The organism is Sporosarcina sp. JAI121 (assembly GCF_013408665.1).
Taxonomy (GTDB): Bacteria; Bacillota; Bacilli; order Bacillales_A; family Planococcaceae; genus Sporosarcina.
In genome coordinates this window covers 1,155,458-1,178,515 of the sequence record NZ_JACCCL010000001.1, presented here as the reverse complement: position 1 = coordinate 1,178,515, position 23,058 = coordinate 1,155,458, and the positions used below count along the sequence as shown (strand labels likewise).

Below are 23,058 nucleotides of genomic sequence, written 5' to 3'. Positions count from 1 at the left end.
TCGTCCAACCTCCCTTAATCGAATACAATAACAGCTTTTCGAACCTTATCCGGATTATTTTCCACAAATGTAAATGCTTCTTGCACATCAGCCAGTGCAAAAGTATGTGTGATTAATCCGTCGTGACGGAGTTTGCCTGTGTTTAACAGTTCAACGACCCTCGGCATCTGGTTCGTTTGCAGTCGTGATCCAACAATGGTTATTTCTTTTTTAGTAATTAATAATTGTGGAATCTGAGCCGGCCTTTCATCGAAACCAAGCACAACGACCGTTCCGGCAGGGGAAACAACTTCAATCCCCAGTTCGAATGTCATCGGCAGACAGACTGCATCGATGACGACGTTCGCACCTTCGCCTTGCGTCCACTCTTTCACGCGCTCTTTCACATTTTCCGACCCTACTTGAACCGTCACATCCGCTCCGTTTTCCCGTGCGAATGCCAAACGTTCTTCGCTTAAGTCGGTCATCATAACGGATGCACCTTGTAGTTTGGCGAATTTCAAGATACATATACCGATAGGTCCCGCTCCTTGGATCAGAACCGTATCTCCCGGTCCCACTTGACCTCTCCAAGTTGCTTGGGCACCGATCGTATAAGGCTCCGCCATGACAGCTTCGTTCCAATCAAGCGATGAATCGAACGCGTGGAGCTGCTTTTCAGGAAGAACGAAATACTCCCTCATCCCGCCGTCTTCATGCACACCGAACACAGATAAGTGTTCACACACATTTGGACGTCCTTTACGACATGCGTAACATTCGCCGCAGTAGCTAATCGGTTCTACAACAACATGATCCCCAACTTTAAATGTCGTTACGCCCGTTCCTGTTTCCACCACTTCGCCCGTCACTTCATGACCAACTACACGCGGCAATGTCGCGAGGGGATTCGTTCCGTGGTAAATATGCATATCCGATCCGCATATCCCGACGCGCTTCGTTTTCACCAGCACATCCGTTGAGGCAACGAGTTTCGGTTGTTCGACTTCATTGATGACGAGGTCAAGCGCTTTCCTTACTTGTACAGCCTTCATCTTATCCACCTCACCTTTCGATTCCCTTCTCCTGTCGGATGAAAGGCAATACCTCTTCCAAATATGGAAGTCCTTCATTGTCCCCGGAAACTGTCGTAACAAGAGCTCCGACGCCATTTGCCAATTCCAATCTTTCTTCTGGAGAGAACCCATTCAAATACGCATAAATATAACCGGCATCGTACCCGTCACCCGCACCGACTGTGTCTACAGGATTGACTTTAAATGCAGCTTTTTCAAACCAAGTACCATTCGCAAGAATTCTTGAACCGTTCGCTCCGTCTTTTATTACAAATTGGTCTATTTGAAAACGCTCTGCACAGGCGATCAACGCTTCATCCGAAGAATCTCCGAGAATCAATTCGATTTCATCGAGTCCAGTCAGCAGAATATCAACATACGGGAATATCTCCATAAATGTTGCTCTGGCCTCTTCAACGGTCCACATTTTCAACCGCAAATTCGGATCAAATGATACCGGTATTCCCTCTTCTTTCGCAATTTCAAGCACTTGCTTCACAATTTCAAAGTTTTTTGGATCAATGGATAGAAACACGCCGGTAAGATGGATTACATCCACCCCTTCAAACATGTCTTTCGAAATATCTTCCGGTTGCATCGTCAGCATAGGCGACTGATGGCGGTAATAAAACGTCTTCCCAGAACCATCTTCCCGGATTTCTTTAAAGTTCAACGAAGTGGGATAGCCTTCCATCAGCTCGACATCAGACACATCTACACCTTCACCGCGTGCAAAATTATAAATGACTCGTCCAAACTCGTCTTTCCCTAAACGGCTCACCCATTTCGACTTAAGACCAAGGCGTGCACATCCAATGGCAAAATTCAACTCCGCCCCGCCCACTTTGCGGGAGAAACTAGATACAAACCGCAAAGGGCCCGTATCAGCCGGATTCATCGTAATAAGTCCATCACCAAGTGTCAGAACACTAAAATTTGAAGACACATAATTCCTCCCCCTCTACCATTTCTGGTAGCTATCATCGACATTATCAAAATTATAAAACGGTTTACTAAATCGGTTTAGTGAATTATACAATGAAAAGGCTTACAAAAACAAGCCTTAGGTTATAAAATCTAAAAACTCTCTTTATTAAGTTATGCATGCACATCGAAAAGCTTGATACCTATGCATTATGTTTTTTTGTGGTTGCAAAATTTGAAATATGATAAGAAATGACAGTCAGCGGAATTTGCCTAAATGGAAATAACGATCTATTTGGAATAGGTACTGATACTTCATACAAATGAAAAATCCCCTAACCGTTAATTCAGCGAGGGGATGCATTCCTATTTCAATATCGAATAAATTTAACCCATATTACTACTATATAGCTTCTGCATCTTCTGGAACTTCATGAGCGTCAGATAGCCCAAATAATTTAAATACTCCATTCATGACGTAGACTAAAACAATCGCCAGCAGAATCCCGTTCAGTGGTGGGGATTGAATTACATTCGAAGGATATATATCGCTTGATAATCCTTTCGGAATTAAGTGAATACCAGTAGTGGATATCATCGGTGTGCTGTGTGTAGAAAGAAAATAACGTAAGCTTAAAATAATTGTCGACTATTTCAGCTTACATAGAAGTGGAGCAATAAACGAAAATGACTCCAACTTTACTATATTCTGATAGTTACTTTTATCCATCTTCATTTAATCAGGTTCCGCTATTTAGAACGAGCGATTTTTCATCTTCACCATCCACCACTGAAAGCTCGGTTATCTTTTTCCCTTCGTTATCCGGAATTGTTAACATTATGAAGATTAATGATGGGATAGCAAAAGCTATGTTTACCATGATCCCTGCAGATGCCGCCAATTCCATGTTACCGGTTGCTACGATTACACCATAAATAGCTGTTGAAATCGCAATACCAAATGAAAAACCAAGTGAGCTGGACATTTTATAAATACCTGAAGCAACACCAACTTTATCCTCTGGAGTATTTACCACAGCGGTATCCATTGATGGAGTTGCGTATAATCCAAGTCCAATACCTGAAAGCATGAAACCAAGAAAGACTGTGATTATATAAGCTGAGTCAGGTAAGAATGTTAACGCTGTTAAACTAATCCCAAGGGGAGTTATGATTGAAGCTGCAATCATTGGTTTTCTAGCCCCTACTTTCTGCATTATTTTCTCACCCACACGAATCATTATGAGCACAGCAACTAAGTTACCAATAGTTAATAAACCTGTTTGAAAGGCTGTAAACCCTCTTGCTAATTGCACATACGTATTCGCAACCACGACTGTTCCACCAATCGCGCTTTGTAAAAAGTTTGAGGTTACTGCTCCGGTATATGCTTTAGACTTGAATAAGGAAAACTCAATAAATTTACTCTTTTTCTTTATTTCAACTAGAAAGAATATAACGGTTCCAATTATAGTTATACTTATTAATGCAATCGTAAGCGGACTCGTCCAACCAAACTCATGTCCACGTGTAATTGTTAAATTTAATGCCAGCATAATGAAAATAAAGATGAGAAGGCCAGCAAAATCAAATTTCGAATTGCTTGGTTGTTCAGCTTTACTTTCTGCTATGTCTTTTAATAGGTACATCGCAATCAAAGAGATAACAATGGAAAGGATAAAAATCCATCTCCATCCCATATACGTAGCAATGGCACCACCTATTAAAGCACAAGCACTGGCTCCCCCCCATGAACCGAATGACCAATAACTAAGCGCACGTTGCCTTTCTTTCCCATCAAAACATGATTTAACTAAAGCAATGGTTGCAGGCATAATACATGCTGCAGAAATACCCTGAATGATACGCCCAACGATTAAAAGAGGAGCACTTTGTGCTAGAACAAGGCATAAAGAGCCAATAATACTTAAATGTAATCCTAAAAAAGTCAGTTTCTTACGCCCTGTTCTATCTGAAATTCCGCCAGCAGCAACAATAAACATACCTGAAAATAAGGAGGTTATACTAATAGCAATATTTAAAGTTCCTAATGATATTCCTAAATCTGCTTGAATTGCTGGAATAATATTTACCATTGACGAAGCAAACAACCAAAACGTAAGGACGGCCAATACGATTCCAATAATCATTTTATTTGAACCTTTCTTCCCTACCTCCATTGTGAACCTCCTATAATTTTGTCTAAGTCCTTCTTTCCATAGTTATCCGGGGCTGATACTCATACTTATTTCTTCAGAAATAAAGCGAATTCAATACTTTTTAATGAAGAAATATTTAAATTCCATGTTTACCTACAACTTTCTTTATTTAGGTATTTCTTTTAAGGTTAACGACCCGCCCGATTCATTGACGTTTCAGCATACTGAAACGAGTACACAATGCAATCTACTAATAGTTGAAACGGGTAACCCTTGGAATATTCAGATAGTGGCCGGGGCAATGGATGTGAAAAAGCTTGACATAGTTATAGGGATTCCGTATCTAACATATTCGTCCTTAAGATCTATAGATAAAAAATGAATAAGGAGCACTTCCCTATCTAATTTTTCAAGATTCAATTAGGTGTTCGGTGCTACCTTTATCAATTTACATTTACTACCGGACTGCGCAGTGAAAACTCATCTGTTAAGATCGTTACAATATTGTTAACAGCGTCATCTATAAGCAACTGGCCTTTCTGTGAAGAACTTGACCGTGCTGTATTGAGGCAACCTGAGGCGGGAACAATCGAGCGTGAAGGGGGAAACTGCTGTATTGTTGGCGGATTCTCAATCCCGTCATCCGGAATTAAGTCCATACGAACAAGTTCTGGTGTAAAATGCATCATCATCGAAGTTTCAGCGAGTGCCGCATGTTCCAGCGCCCATCCTCGAAATTCCACCTCATCGAATACTTGAGACAATACGTCAGGAGAAACATTATCCCACCAATTGGCGATTATTATTTTCGGGTACTCCGTTTCTTGTTTCCGTAATAGAAGGTCAGCTGCTTCCGCCAAAAATGCCTCATTTTCATAATGCGCATTAAATATAACTATTTTGCTCCAGCCATCCTCCAAAAATTCATCAAGTATATCGCGAGCCAAAGCAATCAACGTCGAACCATTTAAATCGATTGTTCCGGGAAACAGCGGCCCGCCTCCACTCGATGGCTGAGATTTATACCCGTAGGACAGTGTAGGGGCAATAACCGCTGGGATTTGCGCGGCGATCGCCGATGCTATTTTAGTTGCAATGATTGTATCGACACCAAGTGGTAAATGCGGACCGTGTTGTTCCGTTGACCCTACTGGCAATATCAGTATTTTTTCCTTTGTACTAGCCTCATATTCTACCCATGTCATTTGATCCATCATGTTATTTTTCATTTGCTGTTCCTCCCCTATCCTTAAGTTTCTATTTGATGATGACATCACTTGGATTGCTAAATTTAACTTGGCAGTATCATGTCGGTATTCTTCACAACTAACCCTAGAAACACCTCTACTGTACTATCCACCTCTTTCATATACATTGTTACAGAATCCACTAAACTCCTTTCCAGCAGTCTTGCAACCGCTTACAATAAATCCTTTCCCAATTTATCTTCTAATCCTTGGAAACCTGGCCATATACGTTAAATAATTTGTCTACCAAATACTAAAGAAAAATGCATCCTTCTAGATCCGGTATAAGGGATAAACTCTTAACCATTCACAGACTAGAAGGATGCAAATCTACTGACAGGTACATATCATATAGATCGGGCTATTCGAAGAACCCGAGGTATCTATATCCGATTACAACTTCAAAATATTCAGATTTATTGTTCGCTTATTTATTAAGATACAGCTCATTATCTCTTTTGACAATTGGAAGGTTGGGCTAATCTTTATTAGCAATAAAATACTTTTTTATGCATGATGCACAACAGCAGAAAAGTACTGTTTTACAACCTTGATACACTGTACATAAAAGGCGCAAATACAAAATTGCATCCGTAAGCCATCAACAATAAATGTGTCTAAATCGCATAATTCAACACAATACTGCGCCTGAATCTACTTACGCACATAAGTACTGGATGTAGGAGCAGTTGTTGACTCTCAGATAGAAGGTTTTTTTAATTTTTTTAAAAGAGGGTTTATCTTTATACGACCAGGGTATAGTTAGATTACAAGGCGGAACTACCAGAAGATGAACCTAGTAGACGAGTAACCTATAGGTGATTCCGACGATGAACTGCACAGCCTTGGCGGAAAATTTGCTTTGCTGGCGATAAGTACACGTTTGGAAACCAAGTAACAAATTTCCAATCTCGATGTGTTGACCAGGCAGTAAACGTTACGTTTTTTGTGGAAGTGCAACTTGTAGACTGACTTCAAACTAGCAGATCGCGTGCCAAACACCTTACGACTGCATGGCCTGAATGGCTAATTGAGTCAGCCCTATCAAACTGCACTGACGAGAGTTAAAGGATTCATCGTCAGAAAGAACAGTTTGGGTCATTTAAAAAACTATCAAATTTTCCGAGTGCACCCCATTTTTACCGGGAATGGAAAAAGCATGAACCTCTTAGTTTGAGGGTCATGCTTTTTCTTTGTGTATACAAATAGTGATCCTTCATTGTTCGGGTATTCTAGAGGCGTGTAATCGATACCGCGTTTCTTATAGAACGGTCCAATACATCTAGTTTTGTTGAACATCTCCGTGGAATGGTTGGAAACACCCTGCTTTGTTGGACATTTCATAAATTTCGTTGGACATCTCCGCTCAATCGTTGGAAATCCCCCGCTTCATTGAACACATATCCCTACTGAATAACCCTGTTTTCATAATGTACTAGTGTCCCCCAAAAATCATTTAATCATTTCAGTTTGCAATAGTAGTAATTTTCAGTACAATCAAACTAAGGGGGAGAGTGAATGATCACCGTACAAGAATCGTTACGATTGCCCGACCTACAACAGATAATAGTCAGGTCCGGACAAGGCGGGTTGGCTCGAAAAATTAGTTGGGTCCATGTTATTGATCATTTTGATGTGGCACATTTTCTTGAAGGCCAAGAGCTGTTATTGTCTTGCGGCCAAGTATGGCCAGAAAATAGAAAATCGGAAGAAAAATTTCTCAATTCACTACTTAGGCACCAAATCTCCGGAATTATCCTTGCGACAGGACGTTATTTAACACATTGTCCGCCTGCCCTATTGGAATTCGGAGAAAAATACTCCATACCCATTATGGAAGCATCTTTTCAAGTCCCTTTCGTAAGGGTAACCCGTGCAATTCATCAAGAAATAATGGAACGTCAGTTTAAAACTAGAGAATTGGTCAATCAAGTCCCTACAAGCCTCACGGAATTAATGCAAGTTGCAAAGGACGCTAAAGAAGTTTGCGAAATTCTTGCTTCCTTTCTAAAATGCCCTGTTGTAATTACCGATGAAACAAATGCAATTTTAATAGAGGCCGGTCCAAAAAACGAACAACGGAACAATTTCACACAACAAATTAAAAAATTTGCTGAACAGTTAAAAAAAGAACTTTCATATGATGATAGGGAATTTAGCGTTACAGAACGAAATATTGAGGCGATTCATTTACAGACCATCTCCCCCTATGTAATCGCTGCTCCTATATTTATTGAAGGAAAAGAATATGGGACGCTTTGGCTGATTCATACTGACAATATTTTAGATGAGTATCATACACTTGCCCTGAAACATTCAGCCCACGTACTCGTCGATCTTTACAGGCTTCAGCAAGAAGAAAACGTCAAACGGTGGCAATTACAATCTGAGGTACTTGGACTGCTCATCGAAAATCTGGAAACTGCTAGTATTGTCATTGATCGGAAAATGCATGAAATAGGTCTAAAACCAACAGGTAAATGGATGGCGGGACTAATCCTTTCAGGCAATGTTAAGTTAGCCGCACAAACTCTTTTGGAATTGGGATTGATTCGAGGAATCTGCAACAAATGGTTCAAAAAACAAGGTGATATTAATGGCTTCTGCGAAGTATACAACAATCAAGTAGTGTTGTTGTTTTCTTCAAGCTTGGAGAGTGCTGAATTGGACAAGCGTTTGACAATTTTAGGTCAACAGATAGCAAGTATCAATGATCAACTAACCCCCGTTATTGTAATAGGCGATGCGCAAACGGAGCTTATATCCTATGGATTAAGTTACAAGAGTGCAAAATCGCTAGCTGCGATCGTTCAATTTAAAACAAATTCCGGTCAAATTTTCTTTACCGGGCAGTTTCGTCGTGAAATACTTCTTTACGGAAATATGAGTCCCGCTGAAGCACAAGCTCTTCTAAACAAATTATTGCCCGAGGGATTGCGTTTTGAAAAAGATGAAATTCTTTATGAAACGTTGACATGTCTTGCAATGAACGGCTTCAACCGTGAAATTGTTGCAAAAACGCTACACATACACCGTAATACATTGCGGTATCGGATTAAAAAAATCGAAGAACTTTTACAAGATAGTTTGTCGTCACCCGATTGCCAATTCTGGATTCAAACTGCCCTTAATATCGAATCACTTTCCCGACAATATAGCCTTACCTGAGTTCACGAGAAATAAAACGTGCCTACTCGTATTCCGCAGGCACGTTTTACTATTGGATTCTATATCTTACAAATAACTAGGGTTAACTTCTACATTTTTGAAATAAACGGCTTCTCCATTACTTTCGCCATCGAAAATAACCGTCGTATTAGGGGAAAAGACCAACACATCCCCGACTTCTCCGACATATCTATTCCCTTCAACGTCACGTACAATCATCGTTCCACTTGTAACTACTTTAATTTCAATGAAATCGAAGTCTGCAGAATAGTCTTCTGAAGGTTGTAACGCAAAGTAACCCATTGTTAATGGCGCTTTTTCAGTAGTTAATGGAACATCTACAATTTGACCTTTCAGATTCGGAGTTCCGCGCAGCTCACTCAATTCATTGAGTTTATATGTTCCTGCTTTAATTAATTGAATACCAGGCTTTGCACACAATAATTTCGCTTCATTTTTCGTTACTGTTTTTCCCGTCATTTTAACTCCCCCTAAACTTTTTTGCCAAGTCGCAATTATTCAATAAAAAACCTATGAAATAGCTAGAATTTATTTTTTGATGATATTATGCTCTGGTCCAAATGGGAAACCGGTAATGTTTTCAACAGACCCGTCATCATGGATCACAAGGATATCATGCTCGCGGTATCCGCCTGCACCTGGTTGACCTTCTGGAACCATGATCATCGGCTCCATAGATACAACCATTCCCGGTTCAAGTACCGTCTCGATATCTTCACGTAACTCAAGACCTGCTTCACGCCCATAATAGTGGGAAAGCACACCAAAGGAATGTCCATAGCCAAACGTCCGATTCGGCAGTAGATTATGCTCACGGAAAATCTCATTCAACTCGATCGCAATATCCATGCACCTTACACCAGGCTTAATTAATTCAAGTCCTTTTTTATGCACTTCCACGTTAATCTCCCAAAGCTCAAGATGTTTATCCGACACTTCTTCTAAAAATAGTGTCCGTTCGAGCGCCGTATAATAACCGGCAATCATCGGAAATGCATTAAGGCTCAGGATATCACCGCGCTCCATCTTTCTTGAAGTAGCCCAGTTATGTGCGCCGTCCGTATTAATGCCCGATTGGAACCAAATCCACGAATCCCTTAGTTCTGCATGCGGGTAAAGGCGTGCGATTTCACGTGTCATAGCTTGTGTTCCATGTAGCGCCACTTCATATTCGGGAACTCCAACATCGATTGCCTCAACGACTGCCGCACCACCAATATCGGCAACCCGTGCACCATTTTTGATATGTTCAATCTCTTCGGCTGATTTGAACATACGCTGTGCCATCGTGGCGTTTGAAACGTCTACCAGTTCAACGTTAGGGAATGCATCTTGCAGTACTCGGCGAACCTCCAGAGTTACATGATCGTCTTCGATTCCAAGACGGCGAGTGTTGTTGCCGGAGTCGCTTAGCACTTTCTTAACTGCGTGAAGGTAATTGTCCTTTTGCCAGTCAGTGTAAACGACGTTGTCATCAAAGCTTCTACGCCACGGCATGCCACCGTCGATATTTGCAGTAACCGTGACATGCTTATCCTGTGTGACAACAAGTCCGTACTTACGGCCAAATGACGTATATAGGAAGTCACTATAGTAATTGATATTATGATAAGAAGTGAACAAAACCGCATCGATATCTTCTTTTGCCATATGTCTGCGTAGATTATCATTGCGTCGTTTCATTTCTGCCTTTGAAAATGTCGGAGTCACTTTTTCTCCATTTTTGATAATCTTCGTTCTTTCTAGATCGTTAACTGTTAACATTGTTTTTTCCCCTTCCTATTACGTTCTATAGTTGGACTAGCAAGTGATACTTTTAGCTTTCACTCTTCTCTTAGCGGCTCCTTAGCCGTCTCCTTCGTCATTAGAAGGAAGATAAATGCAATTACAGCGGCAGCCATCAAATAATAGGCTGGTGCGAATGTATTGCCCGTTTTAGCAATCAAAAATGTTGCGATTAGAGGTGCTGTCCCACCGAAGATTGCGTTGCCCGTATTGAACGATAAAGCAAAGCAGCTGAAACGTACCGAAGTCGGGAACATCTCCGTGAGAAATGTAGCAAGGACCCCATCGTTCCCCGCAAGGACAAATCCAAGCATGACTAAGGCCAGCACCGCATAGACGCCTCCCTGGGACAGTAGCCAAAAAGCTGGGTAAGTGAATACTACAAACATGAGTGAAGCCCCGATGAGAACGGGTTTTCTTCCGATTTTATCGGCAAGCATGCCAACGAACGGGAGAATTAGAATATAGGTTCCTAAAGACACAAGTGTGATCAATATTCCAGTTGTAATACTAAAGCCCAATTCCTTCGTGAGGTATGTAGGCATATAGCTTAGAATCGTGTAGAAGCCCACCGCATTAAGACAGATAATTCCAAAGGCAATCATAACCTGTTTTCTATTTTGATGAACTCCCTGGAATATATTAGTTTTAGGTGCCTTATTCGAACGAACCATTTCGTTAAAAATCGGTGTATCTTCCAGCTTAAGACGAATTAGCAATCCGATTATACCGAGTGGAGCCGAGAGGAGAAAGGGTATTCGCCATCCCCAGCTGTACAAAGCTTCCTTTGTCAGGTTAAACTCTAGGAGCGATACAACCACTACAGCTAACATGAGCCCGGCCGCTGTACTTGCCGGTACCATACTAACTAGAAGACCACGGCGCGAGTTCGGCGCATATTCAGAAATGAAGGAAGCTGCTCCCGCATATTCACCCGATGCTGAAAAGCCTTGAACAAGACGACAAACCAGTAATAATAGCGGTGCGATTACTCCAATCGCTGCATAGCTTGGTAAAAACCCGATAGCAAATGTTGACAGTGACATTATGCTGATCGTTAGAACCAGGACTTTTTTACGTCCGATTTTATCACCAAAATGCCCCCAAATAAGCCCTCCAATTGGCCGGACGATAAACGATACGGAAAATACACCGAATGCCCCTAACAATGCTGCTGTTTCGTTCCCTGGGGCAAAGAAAACCGCGGCAATTACCACCGCTAGGTACCCGTAGGAAGCATAATCAAACCACTCAATCATATTTCCAATGGCTGCTCCAATGACTGCCTTTTTAACTCCGGACGATATTTCTTCGGAGTTATCCGTCTTATCCAGTCCGACTTCCACGACAACCAAATGTCAACCTCCTTTCTAATTTTAGTTTCTATCAGTATAGTTAAAACACTGCGAATCTTCAGTTAACTATTGACAAAAAATTAAAAAAGTTAGCATAGCCGATCATTTGTACGTTAGTATCAGTCAATGTGCATGTTCTATCTGTTTCGCCCTAAATGTAAACGCTTACACACTCACTATAATCCAGCCGTTTCCAATTGAGGTTTCAAAGCAGGGCGATTGATTGAGAAGATGGAAATATCATGTGGCGTTTCACCAGATACAGCCAGTTGACTCAACACTTCCCCCACCACACTAGCAAACTTGAATCCATGTCCCGCAAAACCTGCCGCAATTGAAATGTGAGGATGCTCCGGATGCTTATCGATGATAAAGTGACCATCTGGAGTTCTGGAATAAATGCAGATTGCGCCTCTATTAAGTTTTCCCGCTGCTTGTGGCATGAATCTTTCCAAGAACTCCCGAATATGTCCTTCGTCATTCTCATCGGAGCCAAAGTCACGATTCATCGTATCTGGATCTATTTCATCGATATATTCATGTCTTCCGGCTTTCACACCACAACCATTGAACGTTGGGAATCCGTAATAAATGGCTTTTGATGTTTCAGTCGGAACTTCAACCATGAAAGTAGGGAATGAATTCGTACTATAGAGCGATTCATCAGCTTCAAACCAAGCTACGGGCTGACGAGTAGGTGTGATTGGCAGGTTTAGATTAAGACTTTTAGCTATTTTCCCATTCCAAGCACCGCCGCTAAGAATTAACTTATCTGCAGTAAATGTTCCTTTATCCGTGACCACCTTGACGGAGTCATTAAAAACTTCGATATCTACAACCGGGTTGTTCACTGAAAATTCGGCACCATGATGTTCCGCCAGCTCACGATAGGCTTTGATACAATTTTCGCTATACAAGAAGCCTGAGTTATGTTCGTGGAATGCAATGTAATCATCCGGAACAGTTAGCCCCGGCCAACGCTCATTTACTTCTTTCCCGGTAAGGAGGTCGATTTCCAAATTATATTCTTTTCCACTGGCAATCGCTTCATCAATAAACGCAGATTCGCCTTCCGGACCAAAACCGATTGAGCCTACTCGCGTGAATATTTTGTGATGTGTTATTTTTTCGAGTTCATCCCATAACTCTTGTGATCTGAGAGCAAGGGGGACATATTCTCTTCCTTCACCATATGCGTGACGAATAATCCGTGTATCACCATGGTGACTACCCTGTGCATGTGGCGGATCATGCGAATCAATCAACAAGGTTTTGACTCCTTGTTTTGCTAAAAAATAGCCCGCAGCCATACCCATTGAACCGGCTCCGACAACAATTACTTCATAATGATTTGCCATCATAATACTCCCCCATCATTAAGTAAGTTTTGACTTTACATTTCGCATACTCTAGTAAAATAAATGCCTCTTACTAGTAGTGGACTAACTTTATAGTAGCCATCCCAACATGTAAAAGACATTCGTTTTCACCTATAAAAGTATACAGAGCGCAGGCGCCTTGCAAGGGTTAGCCGAAGCCATAAGTCTGACTGCAAAGCAATCTGCTTATGGCGGGAGGCATCCCCTAGCGCCGAAGGGTTATTGAAGGTAATTGTTAATTCAACTTTATTTTATTAATGGATTTAGCCAACAGTTACTTTATTATTTTCAAAAGCCCGTACAGCAGCTTCCGCAACTTTTACATCGTTAGGAACTGAGCTTCCGCTTACTCCCACGGCGCCTATTACTTTACCATCTTCTACAAGAGGAATGCCTCCGCCGAATACAACGATTTTCCCATTATTTGTAGTTGTCAGGCCATAAAGCTCAGCATTTGGGACTGTAGCTTCAGCCAAATTCGCCGTTGGTGCCTTTAACGCAACAGACGTCCATGCTTTGTTTTGAGAGATTTCAATACTAGCAATCCAAGCGTCGTTCATACGGTGTTTTGCAATAAGGTTTCCACCTTCATCAACAACCGAAATCACCATATTAACACCTAGGTTTTTCGATTCTTTTTCAGCACCCTCAATAAGCTTTTTTGCAACTTCCAAAGTAAGTTTTGTCATTATTAATCTTCCTCCTCGTTTTTAATAGATAGTTTTTTGGTTAACAAATTTCACTTTTTCAACGTACCATGTGGATCGATAACATATTTTCTTGCCGCTCCATTATCAAAAGCATGGTAGGCCTCTGGTGCTTCATCAATTGAAATGACTGTAGCATTCACCGCTTTGGCAATTTGTGCTCTGCCGCTAAGAATTGATTTCATCAAATATCTATGGTATTGCATAACAGGCGTTTGTCCCGTTACAAAAGTATGCGCTTTTGCCCAACCTAGTCCGAAACGGATTTTCAGCGTACCAACCCTCGCATCTTCATCGATTCCACCTGGATCGCCCGTTACGTAAAGTCCTGGAATACCCAGTTTACCGGCAGCACGAGTAATATCCATGATTGAATTCAGAACAGCTGCTGGTGCTTCCCCTTTATCACGTCCATGCCCATGGGCCTCGAAGCCAACAGCATCAACTGCCGAATCCACTTCTGGGATACCTAGAATTTGCTCGATTTGTTCGCCCAAATCATCGTGTTTACTTAAATCAACCGTTTCACAACCGAAACTTCTCGCTTGCGCAAGCCGCTCAGGGATCAGATCTCCAACAATAACAGTCGAAGCTCCCAATAGTTGAGCTGAATGTGCAGCCGCCAATCCAACGGGACCTGCTCCAGCTACATATACTGTAGATCCGGGACGTACTCCGGCACTATATGCGCCATGATACCCAGTCGGGAAAATATCAGACAGCATTGATAAGTCAAGAACCTTTTCCATAGCCTGATCTTTGTCTGCAAATTTGAGAAGTTGGAAGTCTGCATAAGGAACCATTACATATTCCGACTGACCCCCAACCCAGCCGCCCATATCAACGTAACCGTAAGCGGATCCTGGACGATCCGGATTCACATTGAGGCAAACATGGGTATTTTGCTCTCTGCAAGAGACACAGCGTCCACAGGCAATATTAAATGGCACAGAAACTAAGTCGCCTTTTTTAATAAATTCAACGTCGCGGCCTACTTCAATAACTTCACCCAGGATTTCATGCCCAAGGACAAGACCCACTGGAGCTGTCGTCCGACCGCGGACCATGTGCTGATCACTTCCACAAATATTCGTGGTGACCACTTTCAAGATGACGCCGTGATCACATTTTCGACCAACGTTTCTCGGATTCACACCGGGACCGTCTCTTAATACTAATTCCGGGAAGCTGATATCCTGTACTTCAACTTTCCCTGCACCGGCATAAACAACGGCTTTATTTCCAACCGCGCCTATTCCTTTATTGCTAACATTTACGGATTCCTTGCTGCTAACCATACTTATTTCCTCCTTAAAAAAATATTTCTTTAAAGAACAAGTACTCCTATCAATCTAATCAAAATTAAGACATGCTGCGTAAAATTGAACATAATTTGATAGGATTCTGGCTACTGTCTTAACACTGATTGAACATTCTTGTAATCATTTAATTTAAGACTTTTCCATGAGTTCTCGATTCGTGTAAGAATAATCAATTCCGAACCGTCGGAATAGTAAATTATCTGATTGAATTTATCATACATCGGATCTCTGCATGTAACAATTGGAATTCAATGCTCAAGTTTCCAAGTGCGAAATGGATTTCATTGTGCATGGCGTACAAGTGGATGAAAAATAGGGGAATAGCAAAGGTAAGTATAGTGTTCCTGCAAACCTATCAATATACCAGGAACTTGAGGCGCGATTTTTTGTTGGACGCTCTGGCATGTTTGTTGGACACGTCGGCGGAATGGTTGGACACTCTATCTCGTTCGTTGGATGCTTCGTAGGAATGGTTGGACGCTCTGGCATTCGTTGGACACTTCACCACTCCTATTCCGCCCGAGAGGTGGTAAATGTAAAAAAGCACCGACCATCTTGCAGCCGGTGCTTCCCTTCAGAACTTCGATCCTGTATCGCCATATTCTTTAAGAAGTTCTCCAAAACTTTTATTCTTTTCACGTTCTGCCCGTTCGAGACGCAGTTGCTCTTGTCGTTCCTCTTCTTTTTCTTGTTCAGCAGCTGACAATGCTTTTTTCGCCGCTTTTAATTTCTCAAGAATATCATCATCAAGGGCGTCGGAAAATACTGATCCTTCGTTTTCTCTCTTTTTCGGCTGTGAAGGAGTATGTTTACGTTTTTTTGCCACTTGTTTCACCTGCTTTCATTTATGGACGTGTAACGATGGTGGCGACGCCTTGCCCTCCGCCGATGCACAATGTAGCGAGTCCGGATTTGGCGTCACGACGTTTCATTTCGTGGAGAAGTGTAACCAGGATTCGTGCTCCGCTTGCGCCGATTGGGTGTCCAAGTGCGATAGCACCGCCATTGACGTTCAATTTTTCTTCGTCAAATTCGAGTTCTTTCCCGACCGCGATCGATTGTGCAGCGAATGCTTCATTTGCTTCAATAAGATCGATGTCGGCCAGTTGCATATTCACTTTATCAAGAGCTTTCTTAACCGCTTGTACCGGGCCAAGTCCCATGACGGTTGGATCCACGCCGGCATTGGCATTGGCTGCAATCGTTGCAAGCGCTGTCAAACCAAGCTCATCCGCTTTATCTTTCGACATGATGACGAATGCGGCCGCCCCGTCGTTAATACCTGAAGCATTTCCTGCTGTTACACTGCCTTCTTTTTTGAAGGCCGGACGCAATTTACCAAGCTTGTCAGCAGTCGTCCCCGCTTTAATGTATTCATCTTGATCGAAAATGACAGGTTCACTTTTACGCTGCGGAATTTCAATCGCTACAATTTCTTCCTTGAACGTTCCGGCTTCGATTGCCGCTGCCGCTTTTTGTTGTGATTTTGCCGAGAAGACATCTTGTTCTTCGCGCGTAATTGAGTAACGGTCACAAAGATTTTCCGCTGTGACTCCCATATGATAATCATTGAATGCGCACCAAAGTCCATCCGAAATCATGCTATCGATGATTTTTTGATCACCCATTTTAAAACCTTCGCGACCGTTTTTCAGTATGTACGGTGCTTGGCTCATATTTTCCATCCCGCCTGCAACAATGATATCCGCATCTCCTGCCGCGATTGCCTGGCGTGCAAGATGCACAGCTTTCAAACCGGACCCGCATACTTTGTTTATCGTCAAAGATGGGACGGTTTCAGGAAGTCCAGCCTTCATCGCTGCTTGGCGTGCCGGATTTTGACCGAGACCCGATTGCAATACATTCCCCATGATGACTTCATCGACGCTTTCTGGTGCCACCCCTGCACGCTTCAACGCCTCTTTGATAACTGTTGCGCCAATCTCTGTTGCCGGAACATCTTTCAATGTACCGAGGAACGAACCGATTGCAGAACGCACCGCGCTAATGATTACAACTTCTTTAGACATTTCTTTTCCCCCTATTCCCTTAATTAAGTTGCCTGTATATGCATCCCTTCATTACAATATACTAGAGGAGGGATGTTATGTTCATTTTACCAAATAACGTGACAATTATCGAGGTTGGTCCGCGCGACGGTTTGCAGAACGAAAAAAAACATGTCGAAGAAAGCGATAAACTAGCTTTTATTGATGCTTTACAAGGGGCTGGCATTCAGGAGATGGAACTTACTTCGTTCGTATCCCCGAAATGGGTGCCGCAAATGGCGGATGCAAAAATGATTGTGGAGAAGTCTAAGAAGGTCGGCAGGCAATTCGTTCTTGCTCCAAATGAAAAAGGTGCCCAGCTTGCAATTGAAGCAGGTGCACACAGTATTGCCGTGTTCGTTGGGGTGAGCAATACATTCAACATGAAAAACATTAACCGTTCAACGGATGAAAGCATCGATGCGCTCGAACCCGTCTTTGCGAAATTGAAAATGGACGGCATTTTTATCCGGGCTTGTATTTCGACTGCATTTTACTGTCCGTATGAAGGGAAAATAGAGATACAGAACGTGGTTGCACTTTGTAAACGGTTTGTCGCCATGGGGGCCGACGAACTCAGTGTCGCAGATACGATAGGGATGGCAAATCCCCGTGAAAGCTATGAATTGTTCAAAACATTGAAGGAAGAACTGCCTGACGTTTTGTTGACAGCTCATTTCCACGACACGCGCAAAATGGCGATGGCTAATATATTTGCTTCGCTGCAGGCAGGTATCGATCGATTCGATACGTCCGCGGGTGGACTTGGAGGCTGTCCGTTCGCTCCAGGGGCAACCGGAAATGTAGCAACCGAAGATGTTGTCAATATGCTCGATTCGCTCGGTATCAAAACAGGCGTCGATGTGAAAAAGGTGTGTGAAGCAGTCCAAGTGATTGCGCCGCATGTGTCACGGCCAATTGACACAGCTATGTACAGTTTATTTGAAAACAGCCAACTGTAGAAGGAGTTGAGTGGTTTGAAACGGCGCGTCCTTTATATAACCGGTGTGATCTCCAGTATTTTTACGACGTTATTGACCATTTTCGGAGTCGTCGCAACGAATAGACTGATGTTTTTAAAGTTGAAGGATTCCGATTTTATTTTGGAACGTGAAATCATTGCGAAGCGGTTTGACTGGAAGTGGTATGAGACGGTTCGAAAAGATAATATGTGGATTGTGTCACCAAATGGTTATATGCTGAAGGCAGTCTTTCTGAAACCACTCGAAACGGCTAAAACAGTGATTATCTGCCACGGTGTGACGGAAAATAAAATCAATTCGATAAAATACGCCCGTCTATTTGAACGGCTGGGTTTCAATTCGGTCATATTCGACCATCGGCGCCATGGAGACTCGGGCGGCAGAACGACAAGTTTCGGTTATTATGAAAAGATCGATTTGCAGGCGATTGTCCATGCCGTTCGTGAGCGTATTGGGAAAAGAGCATTGCTAGGCATCCACGGCGAATCAATGGGAGCCGCAACAACGCTATTATATGCGGGAACCTATGAGGATGTAACGGATTTCCATATCGTCGATTGTCCATTTTCAGACTTTTCTGAGCAAATACTTCATATTTTACGTAAAAATACGCCAATACGATCGACGATGGCCTTGCGTGTCGCCAGCGTTTTCTTGAAAATGCGTGACGGCTATACGTTAAAACTCGTTTCGCCGCGAGAAGTCGTCGGGAATATTTCCAAACCGGTTCTTTTCATACACAGTATGGAAGATGATTTCATTCTTCCCCATATGACGGAGGAATTGTATGCAGCTAAAGAAGGAGACAAAATGCTGAAGCTATTCCAAAAAGGTGCACACGCCAAATCCTTCAATGAAAATCCTGTGCAATATGAAAAAACGGTTCAGGAGTTTCTGGGACGTTTCGGTTTCAGAGACTAAGAAAAACACCCATTCAACAATCTGAATGGGTGTTTTTCTTCACTTATTTTTTACTTTTTTTATCTTTTTTGTCACTCACTTTGTTCATTTGAGTCATCATTTGATTAATTTTTTTCTGGGAAGGTTTTTGTCCCATTTGCATCATCATCATACGTAACATGTCTTCGTTAATCGGCGGGTTATCTTTCAAATATTTCATCATATATTGACGTGCAATGAAAAATCCGAGGGCCACACCTGCTAATAGCGCGACGATGATCAAAACGATCCACCATACAGTAGTCATCCGCTATACCTCCTCTACTTCAGTTATTCGATTTTACTCTACCATCAAGGATTATACAACATAGCTAAGGTGAATAGCAATGGACCTCAATCAATTATTCTTATCATCCTATAACCGCATCGCATATTCTACATTATTTTGACATACAAATAGACCCTTACTATAAATTCAGGGCCTCATTGTATGTATGAATGAACATCGCTTCACAAATATACGGTTTCTTCATATGGTCGGAATTCAGTCGTTTTAACAGGTTTTAGCCATCCCCATTCCCCATGTCCGTCCATGACGGCGAAAAAACGATCATCCGCCCCTGACAAAGCGACAAACAGATCCAAGTCCAACATACGGGATCCGTCACAAAAAACATTCAGTGAATAGGATGATAATGAAATTAGAATGGAACCTTTGACGGGATGTGTTAGTTTATATTCCCCATCCCGGGTTTCAATCGATGTGAATCCTTTTCCAAGGTTTGCAATAATAGCATCATCTATCATCAGTTCATCGAGCCTGTCACATAAGTAATGAACTTCCGGCATACTATCATTATGTTGCTCGTCCTCTTTCAATAGGTCATACAACAGCCGTTCACGTCCAATGACGAATGGCTGGTACATTTCCTTCACCTTATAAATCCCATATGCTCTCACTATCGCCACCCCCTACTGATAGCCTACAGCGTTTACTTTAAAAAGTGTGTCACATTGCGGAAAGGAATGGCACTATTACTGTCGGAAATGACAGATAATTAATGTCGCCATATATATAGTTTTGAACAAGGAATTCTTTTCATACATGCTTCAGCTACCCCGGTCGGTGCAGGTGACCGTCACCACCACTATTAAGGTTCTCCATAATAAACGCTGCGGCGCTTGGGGATGCCTCCCGCCATAAGCCAGACAACTTCGTCGTCTGGCTTATGGCTTCGGCTACCCCTGTAAGGCGCCTTCGCTCGATATATTTTAGATGACAATCACCACCGCAATTATGAAGATTCAAAAGATAGGCGCCTATAATTATAAGGTGCCTGTCACCAAGACAATTAAGGTTCCCCATAATACAAGCTACAGCGCTTGGGGATGCCTTCCGCCATAAGCCAAGCCACTGATAATGTTGTTTTTTATAGTAAGAACTAGTTTATTTTAGTGGAGAGCGGCGACTTCAGCGGGAACAGAAGGCAAAGATAGGAAGAGTAAGTCCACTCATCCTTAGCCGATGACCCCGCAGAAACGGCTTTTGCGACCAAAAGCGTTAGCGTTGGGAGCACGAGTGAAGGATGCCTTAATTTTTGCCAAGAACGCAGAAATACGGCCAATCGAACCCTTCACTGTTCGATTGGCTCAAGCCATACCCGCGGAAAGCGAGCGCTGGAACGAAAAGCAATTGCTTTAGAATATTCTTTATTTCCACGCCAATTTTTCCAGAAATTACTTGGCTGGAGGTAAGAAAGCGCCCGCTCGGAACGGAAATCATCAAGATTGAAGGATATCGGACTTTTTCAGTGCCCTCACTTGTTTTTATCGATATTCATTTGTTCAACATATACAGCAATGATAAAAGCCGTTCCAACACCGAAATTTCTTCGGTAGATGGAACGGCTCAATTGATTTCTATCAGTTATTGAGTAACATTTTCACAGTTGCGAGTACATTTTCTTCAGTGAAACCGAATTCTTTAATGACTGTATCTCCAGGTGCACTTGCGCCGAATGTGTCGATAGCAATGATTGCACCTTCGTCACCGACATATTTATGCCAGCCGAATGAAACGCCCATCTCGATACCAAGACGTTTTTTAACATCTTTCGGTAATACGCTTTGTTTGTATGCATCGTCCTGTTTCTCGAACAGATCCCACGATGGCATGGAAACGACAGAGACATCGATTCCTTCAGTCAATAGTTTTGCTTGTGCAGCAACAGCAAGGCTCACTTCAGAACCGGTCGCAATCAATATTGCATCCGCCTGTTCTTTGTTCGCAGGTGAAACGATATATGCACCTTTTTTAACGCCTTCCATCGCAAGTTCTGCCGATTTCGGAAGGACAGTCAAGTTTTGTCGGGATAACACAAGTGCAGTCGGATTACTTTCTGCTGATACCGCGATGTTCCAGGCTGCTGCCGTTTCATTTGCATCTGCCGGACGGATGACCGATAGTCCAGGCATTGCACGAAGTGAGGCGAGATGCTCGACCGGTTCGTGTGTCGGTCCGTCTTCACCGACCGCAACGCTGTCATGGGTGAATACATATGTGACAGGTACACCCATGAGGGCTGACAATCTGATTGCTGGACGCACATAGTCGCTGAACACGAAGAACGTACCGCCGAATACTTGCACTCCGCCGTGGAGAGCCATACCGTTAAGCGCAGTTCCCATCGCGAATTCACGTACACCAAACCAAATATTCCGGCCGCCATAGTTTGAAGGAAGGAAATCCCCTGCTCCTTTGATCGTCGTCTTGTTGGAACCTGCAAGGTCTGCACTTCCGCCGAAGAACGAAGGTAGGGTCTTAGCAATAGCATTGATAGCATCGCCCGAAGCGGAGCGTGTTGCATGAGATGAACCAGCTTCATACAATGGTAAGGATTTCTCGAATCCTTCCGGTAGTTTACGGTCAATTGCATCTTTCAATTGTTTTGCTAGATCCTCATGGGACGCTTCATATCTTTCAAATAGTTCGTTCCATTCCTGTTCTTTTTGCGTGCCCAATTTCTCGGCCGCCTCCTGGAATGTTTCATAGACGCCTTCAGGAACATGGAAATCTTCATCCAATGTCCATTTATAATATTCTTTTGTCAATTTCATTTCATCTTCGCCAAGCGGCATACCGTGTGCATCCGACTTTCCGGATCTATTCGGTGAACCGTAACCGATGACCGTTTTTACTTCAATCATCGTCGGCCCTCCGACATTGCCTTTCGCTTCTTCAATTGCTGTCGAAATGAGACCGATGTTATTACCATCTTCAACACGGATATAATTCCAGCCATACGATTCAAAACGTTTACGGATATTTTCGGAGAACGACATGTCAAGTTCACCATCGAGTGAAATATCATTGCTATCGTACAGGACAATCAGTTTATTCAACTGCAGGTGACCGGCAAGTGAAATTGCTTCGGCTGCAACACCTTCCATTAGATCACCATCGCCGCATAGTGCATACGTGTAATGATCGACAACGTCAAAACTTGGCTGATTGTACGTCGCAGCAAGGTGTTTCTCCGCCATTGCCATTCCGACTGCCATTCCAATCCCTTGTCCTAGTGGGCCAGTCGTTGCTTCGACACCGACTGTATGGCCGTATTCAGGATGTCCCGGCGTTTTGGAATCCCACTGTCTGAAATTCTTGATTTCATCCATTGGAAGACCGTAACCGCCAAGATGCAGCAGGCTGTATAGAAGCATCGAACCGTGTCCTGCAGAGAGGACGAATCGATCACGGTTGAACCATTGCGGATTCGACGGATTGTGATGCATATGTTTCGTCCAAAGCGTATAAGCCATTGGAGCAGCGCCCATTGGCAATCCCGGATGTCCGGAATTCGCTTTTTCGATTGCGTCAATTGAGAGTGTACGGATTGTGTTAATGGCTAGTTGGTCAATCTGTTGAGTCATTGTGTACATCCTTTCCCGTGTTGTCTATTTATCTACATGTCCTAGTTTAGACAATCGGCGCTGTGAATGCAAAGG

18 protein-coding genes are annotated in these 23,058 nt (G+C 42.8%); 3 read left to right on the top strand and 15 right to left on the bottom strand.

Annotated elements, in window-relative coordinates:
- Nucleotides 1-14: 14 nt before the first annotated feature.
- From HDC33_RS05530 to HDC33_RS05515, 4 genes are all read right to left on the bottom strand, one after another.
- Nucleotides 15-1,034, bottom strand: coding sequence for a zinc-binding alcohol dehydrogenase family protein (locus tag HDC33_RS05530; protein ID WP_179391497.1), 1,020 nt, complete (start codon nucleotides 1,032-1,034; stop codon nucleotides 15-17).
- A 10-nt stretch (nucleotides 1,035-1,044) separates the two neighbouring features.
- Nucleotides 1,045-2,001 carry a sugar kinase gene (locus HDC33_RS05525; RefSeq protein WP_179391496.1) on the bottom strand — a complete coding sequence of 319 codons (957 nt, stop codon included), beginning with the start codon at nucleotides 1,999-2,001 and terminating at the stop codon, nucleotides 1,045-1,047.
- 718 nt (nucleotides 2,002-2,719) lie between these two features.
- The gene (locus HDC33_RS05520; protein WP_179391495.1) at nucleotides 2,720-4,159 is read right to left on the bottom strand and encodes an MFS transporter; all 1,440 of its coding nucleotides are present in this window, start codon (nucleotides 4,157-4,159) and stop codon (nucleotides 2,720-2,722) included.
- A gap of 422 nt (nucleotides 4,160-4,581) precedes the next feature.
- Nucleotides 4,582-5,367, bottom strand: a complete 786-nt coding sequence (locus tag HDC33_RS05515) for a creatininase (protein WP_179391494.1) — start codon at nucleotides 5,365-5,367, stop codon at nucleotides 4,582-4,584.
- 1,536 nt (nucleotides 5,368-6,903) lie between these two features.
- Between HDC33_RS05515 and HDC33_RS05510 the strand changes: the two genes are divergently transcribed.
- A complete protein-coding gene (locus tag HDC33_RS05510; protein ID WP_179391493.1) occupies nucleotides 6,904-8,553 on the top strand; it encodes a PucR family transcriptional regulator in 1,650 nt (549 codons plus the stop codon).
- 66 nt (nucleotides 8,554-8,619) lie between these two features.
- On the opposite strand, the gene HDC33_RS05505 is transcribed toward HDC33_RS05510, so the two are convergent.
- From HDC33_RS05505 to HDC33_RS05470, 8 genes are all read right to left on the bottom strand, one after another.
- Complete coding sequence (locus HDC33_RS05505) at nucleotides 8,620-9,033, bottom strand: cupin domain-containing protein (RefSeq protein ID WP_179391492.1); 414 nt, start codon at nucleotides 9,031-9,033, stop codon at nucleotides 8,620-8,622.
- 69 nt (nucleotides 9,034-9,102) lie between these two features.
- The gene (locus HDC33_RS05500) at nucleotides 9,103-10,338 is read right to left on the bottom strand and encodes a M24 family metallopeptidase (protein WP_179391491.1); all 1,236 of its coding nucleotides are present in this window, start codon (nucleotides 10,336-10,338) and stop codon (nucleotides 9,103-9,105) included.
- A gap of 59 nt (nucleotides 10,339-10,397) precedes the next feature.
- The gene (locus HDC33_RS05495; RefSeq protein ID WP_370457450.1) at nucleotides 10,398-11,705 is read right to left on the bottom strand and encodes an MFS transporter; all 1,308 of its coding nucleotides are present in this window, start codon (nucleotides 11,703-11,705) and stop codon (nucleotides 10,398-10,400) included.
- Nucleotides 11,706-11,890: 185 nt separating this feature from the next.
- Nucleotides 11,891-13,072: an N-methyl-L-tryptophan oxidase gene (gene solA, locus HDC33_RS05490; protein WP_179392637.1), complete on the bottom strand. Its 1,182-nt coding sequence runs from the start codon at nucleotides 13,070-13,072 to the stop codon at nucleotides 11,891-11,893.
- Between the two features lie 284 nt (nucleotides 13,073-13,356).
- A complete protein-coding gene (locus tag HDC33_RS05485) occupies nucleotides 13,357-13,782 on the bottom strand; it encodes a GlcG/HbpS family heme-binding protein (protein ID WP_179391490.1) in 426 nt (141 codons plus the stop codon).
- A 50-nt stretch (nucleotides 13,783-13,832) separates the two neighbouring features.
- Complete coding sequence (gene fdhA, locus HDC33_RS05480; protein WP_179391489.1) at nucleotides 13,833-15,098, bottom strand: formaldehyde dehydrogenase, glutathione-independent; 1,266 nt, start codon at nucleotides 15,096-15,098, stop codon at nucleotides 13,833-13,835.
- Nucleotides 15,099-15,696: 598 nt separating this feature from the next.
- Nucleotides 15,697-15,948, bottom strand: a complete 252-nt coding sequence (locus tag HDC33_RS05475) for a DUF3886 domain-containing protein (RefSeq protein ID WP_179391488.1) — start codon at nucleotides 15,946-15,948, stop codon at nucleotides 15,697-15,699.
- Between the two features lie 19 nt (nucleotides 15,949-15,967).
- The gene (locus tag HDC33_RS05470; RefSeq protein WP_179391487.1) at nucleotides 15,968-17,152 is read right to left on the bottom strand and encodes an acetyl-CoA C-acetyltransferase; all 1,185 of its coding nucleotides are present in this window, start codon (nucleotides 17,150-17,152) and stop codon (nucleotides 15,968-15,970) included.
- Nucleotides 17,153-17,229: 77 nt separating this feature from the next.
- Between HDC33_RS05470 and HDC33_RS05465 the strand changes: the two genes are divergently transcribed.
- On the top strand, nucleotides 17,230-18,132 hold the full coding sequence (locus HDC33_RS05465) for a hydroxymethylglutaryl-CoA lyase (RefSeq protein WP_179391486.1): 903 nt from the start codon (nucleotides 17,230-17,232) through the stop codon (nucleotides 18,130-18,132).
- Nucleotides 18,133-18,147: 15 nt separating this feature from the next.
- The gene (locus HDC33_RS05460; protein WP_179391485.1) at nucleotides 18,148-19,074 is read left to right on the top strand and encodes an alpha/beta hydrolase; all 927 of its coding nucleotides are present in this window, start codon (nucleotides 18,148-18,150) and stop codon (nucleotides 19,072-19,074) included.
- 43 nt (nucleotides 19,075-19,117) lie between these two features.
- On the opposite strand, the gene HDC33_RS05455 is transcribed toward HDC33_RS05460, so the two are convergent.
- From HDC33_RS05455 to tkt, 3 genes are all read right to left on the bottom strand, one after another.
- The gene (locus HDC33_RS05455) at nucleotides 19,118-19,360 is read right to left on the bottom strand and encodes a YneF family protein (RefSeq protein ID WP_179391484.1); all 243 of its coding nucleotides are present in this window, start codon (nucleotides 19,358-19,360) and stop codon (nucleotides 19,118-19,120) included.
- A gap of 203 nt (nucleotides 19,361-19,563) precedes the next feature.
- Nucleotides 19,564-20,013, bottom strand: coding sequence for a sporulation inhibitor of replication protein SirA (gene sirA / locus HDC33_RS05450; protein WP_179391483.1), 450 nt, complete (start codon nucleotides 20,011-20,013; stop codon nucleotides 19,564-19,566).
- A 963-nt stretch (nucleotides 20,014-20,976) separates the two neighbouring features.
- Entirely contained in the window at nucleotides 20,977-22,983 is a 2,007-nt protein-coding gene (gene tkt / locus HDC33_RS05445; RefSeq protein ID WP_179391482.1) for a transketolase, read from the bottom strand.
- Nucleotides 22,984-23,058 lie beyond the last annotated feature (75 nt).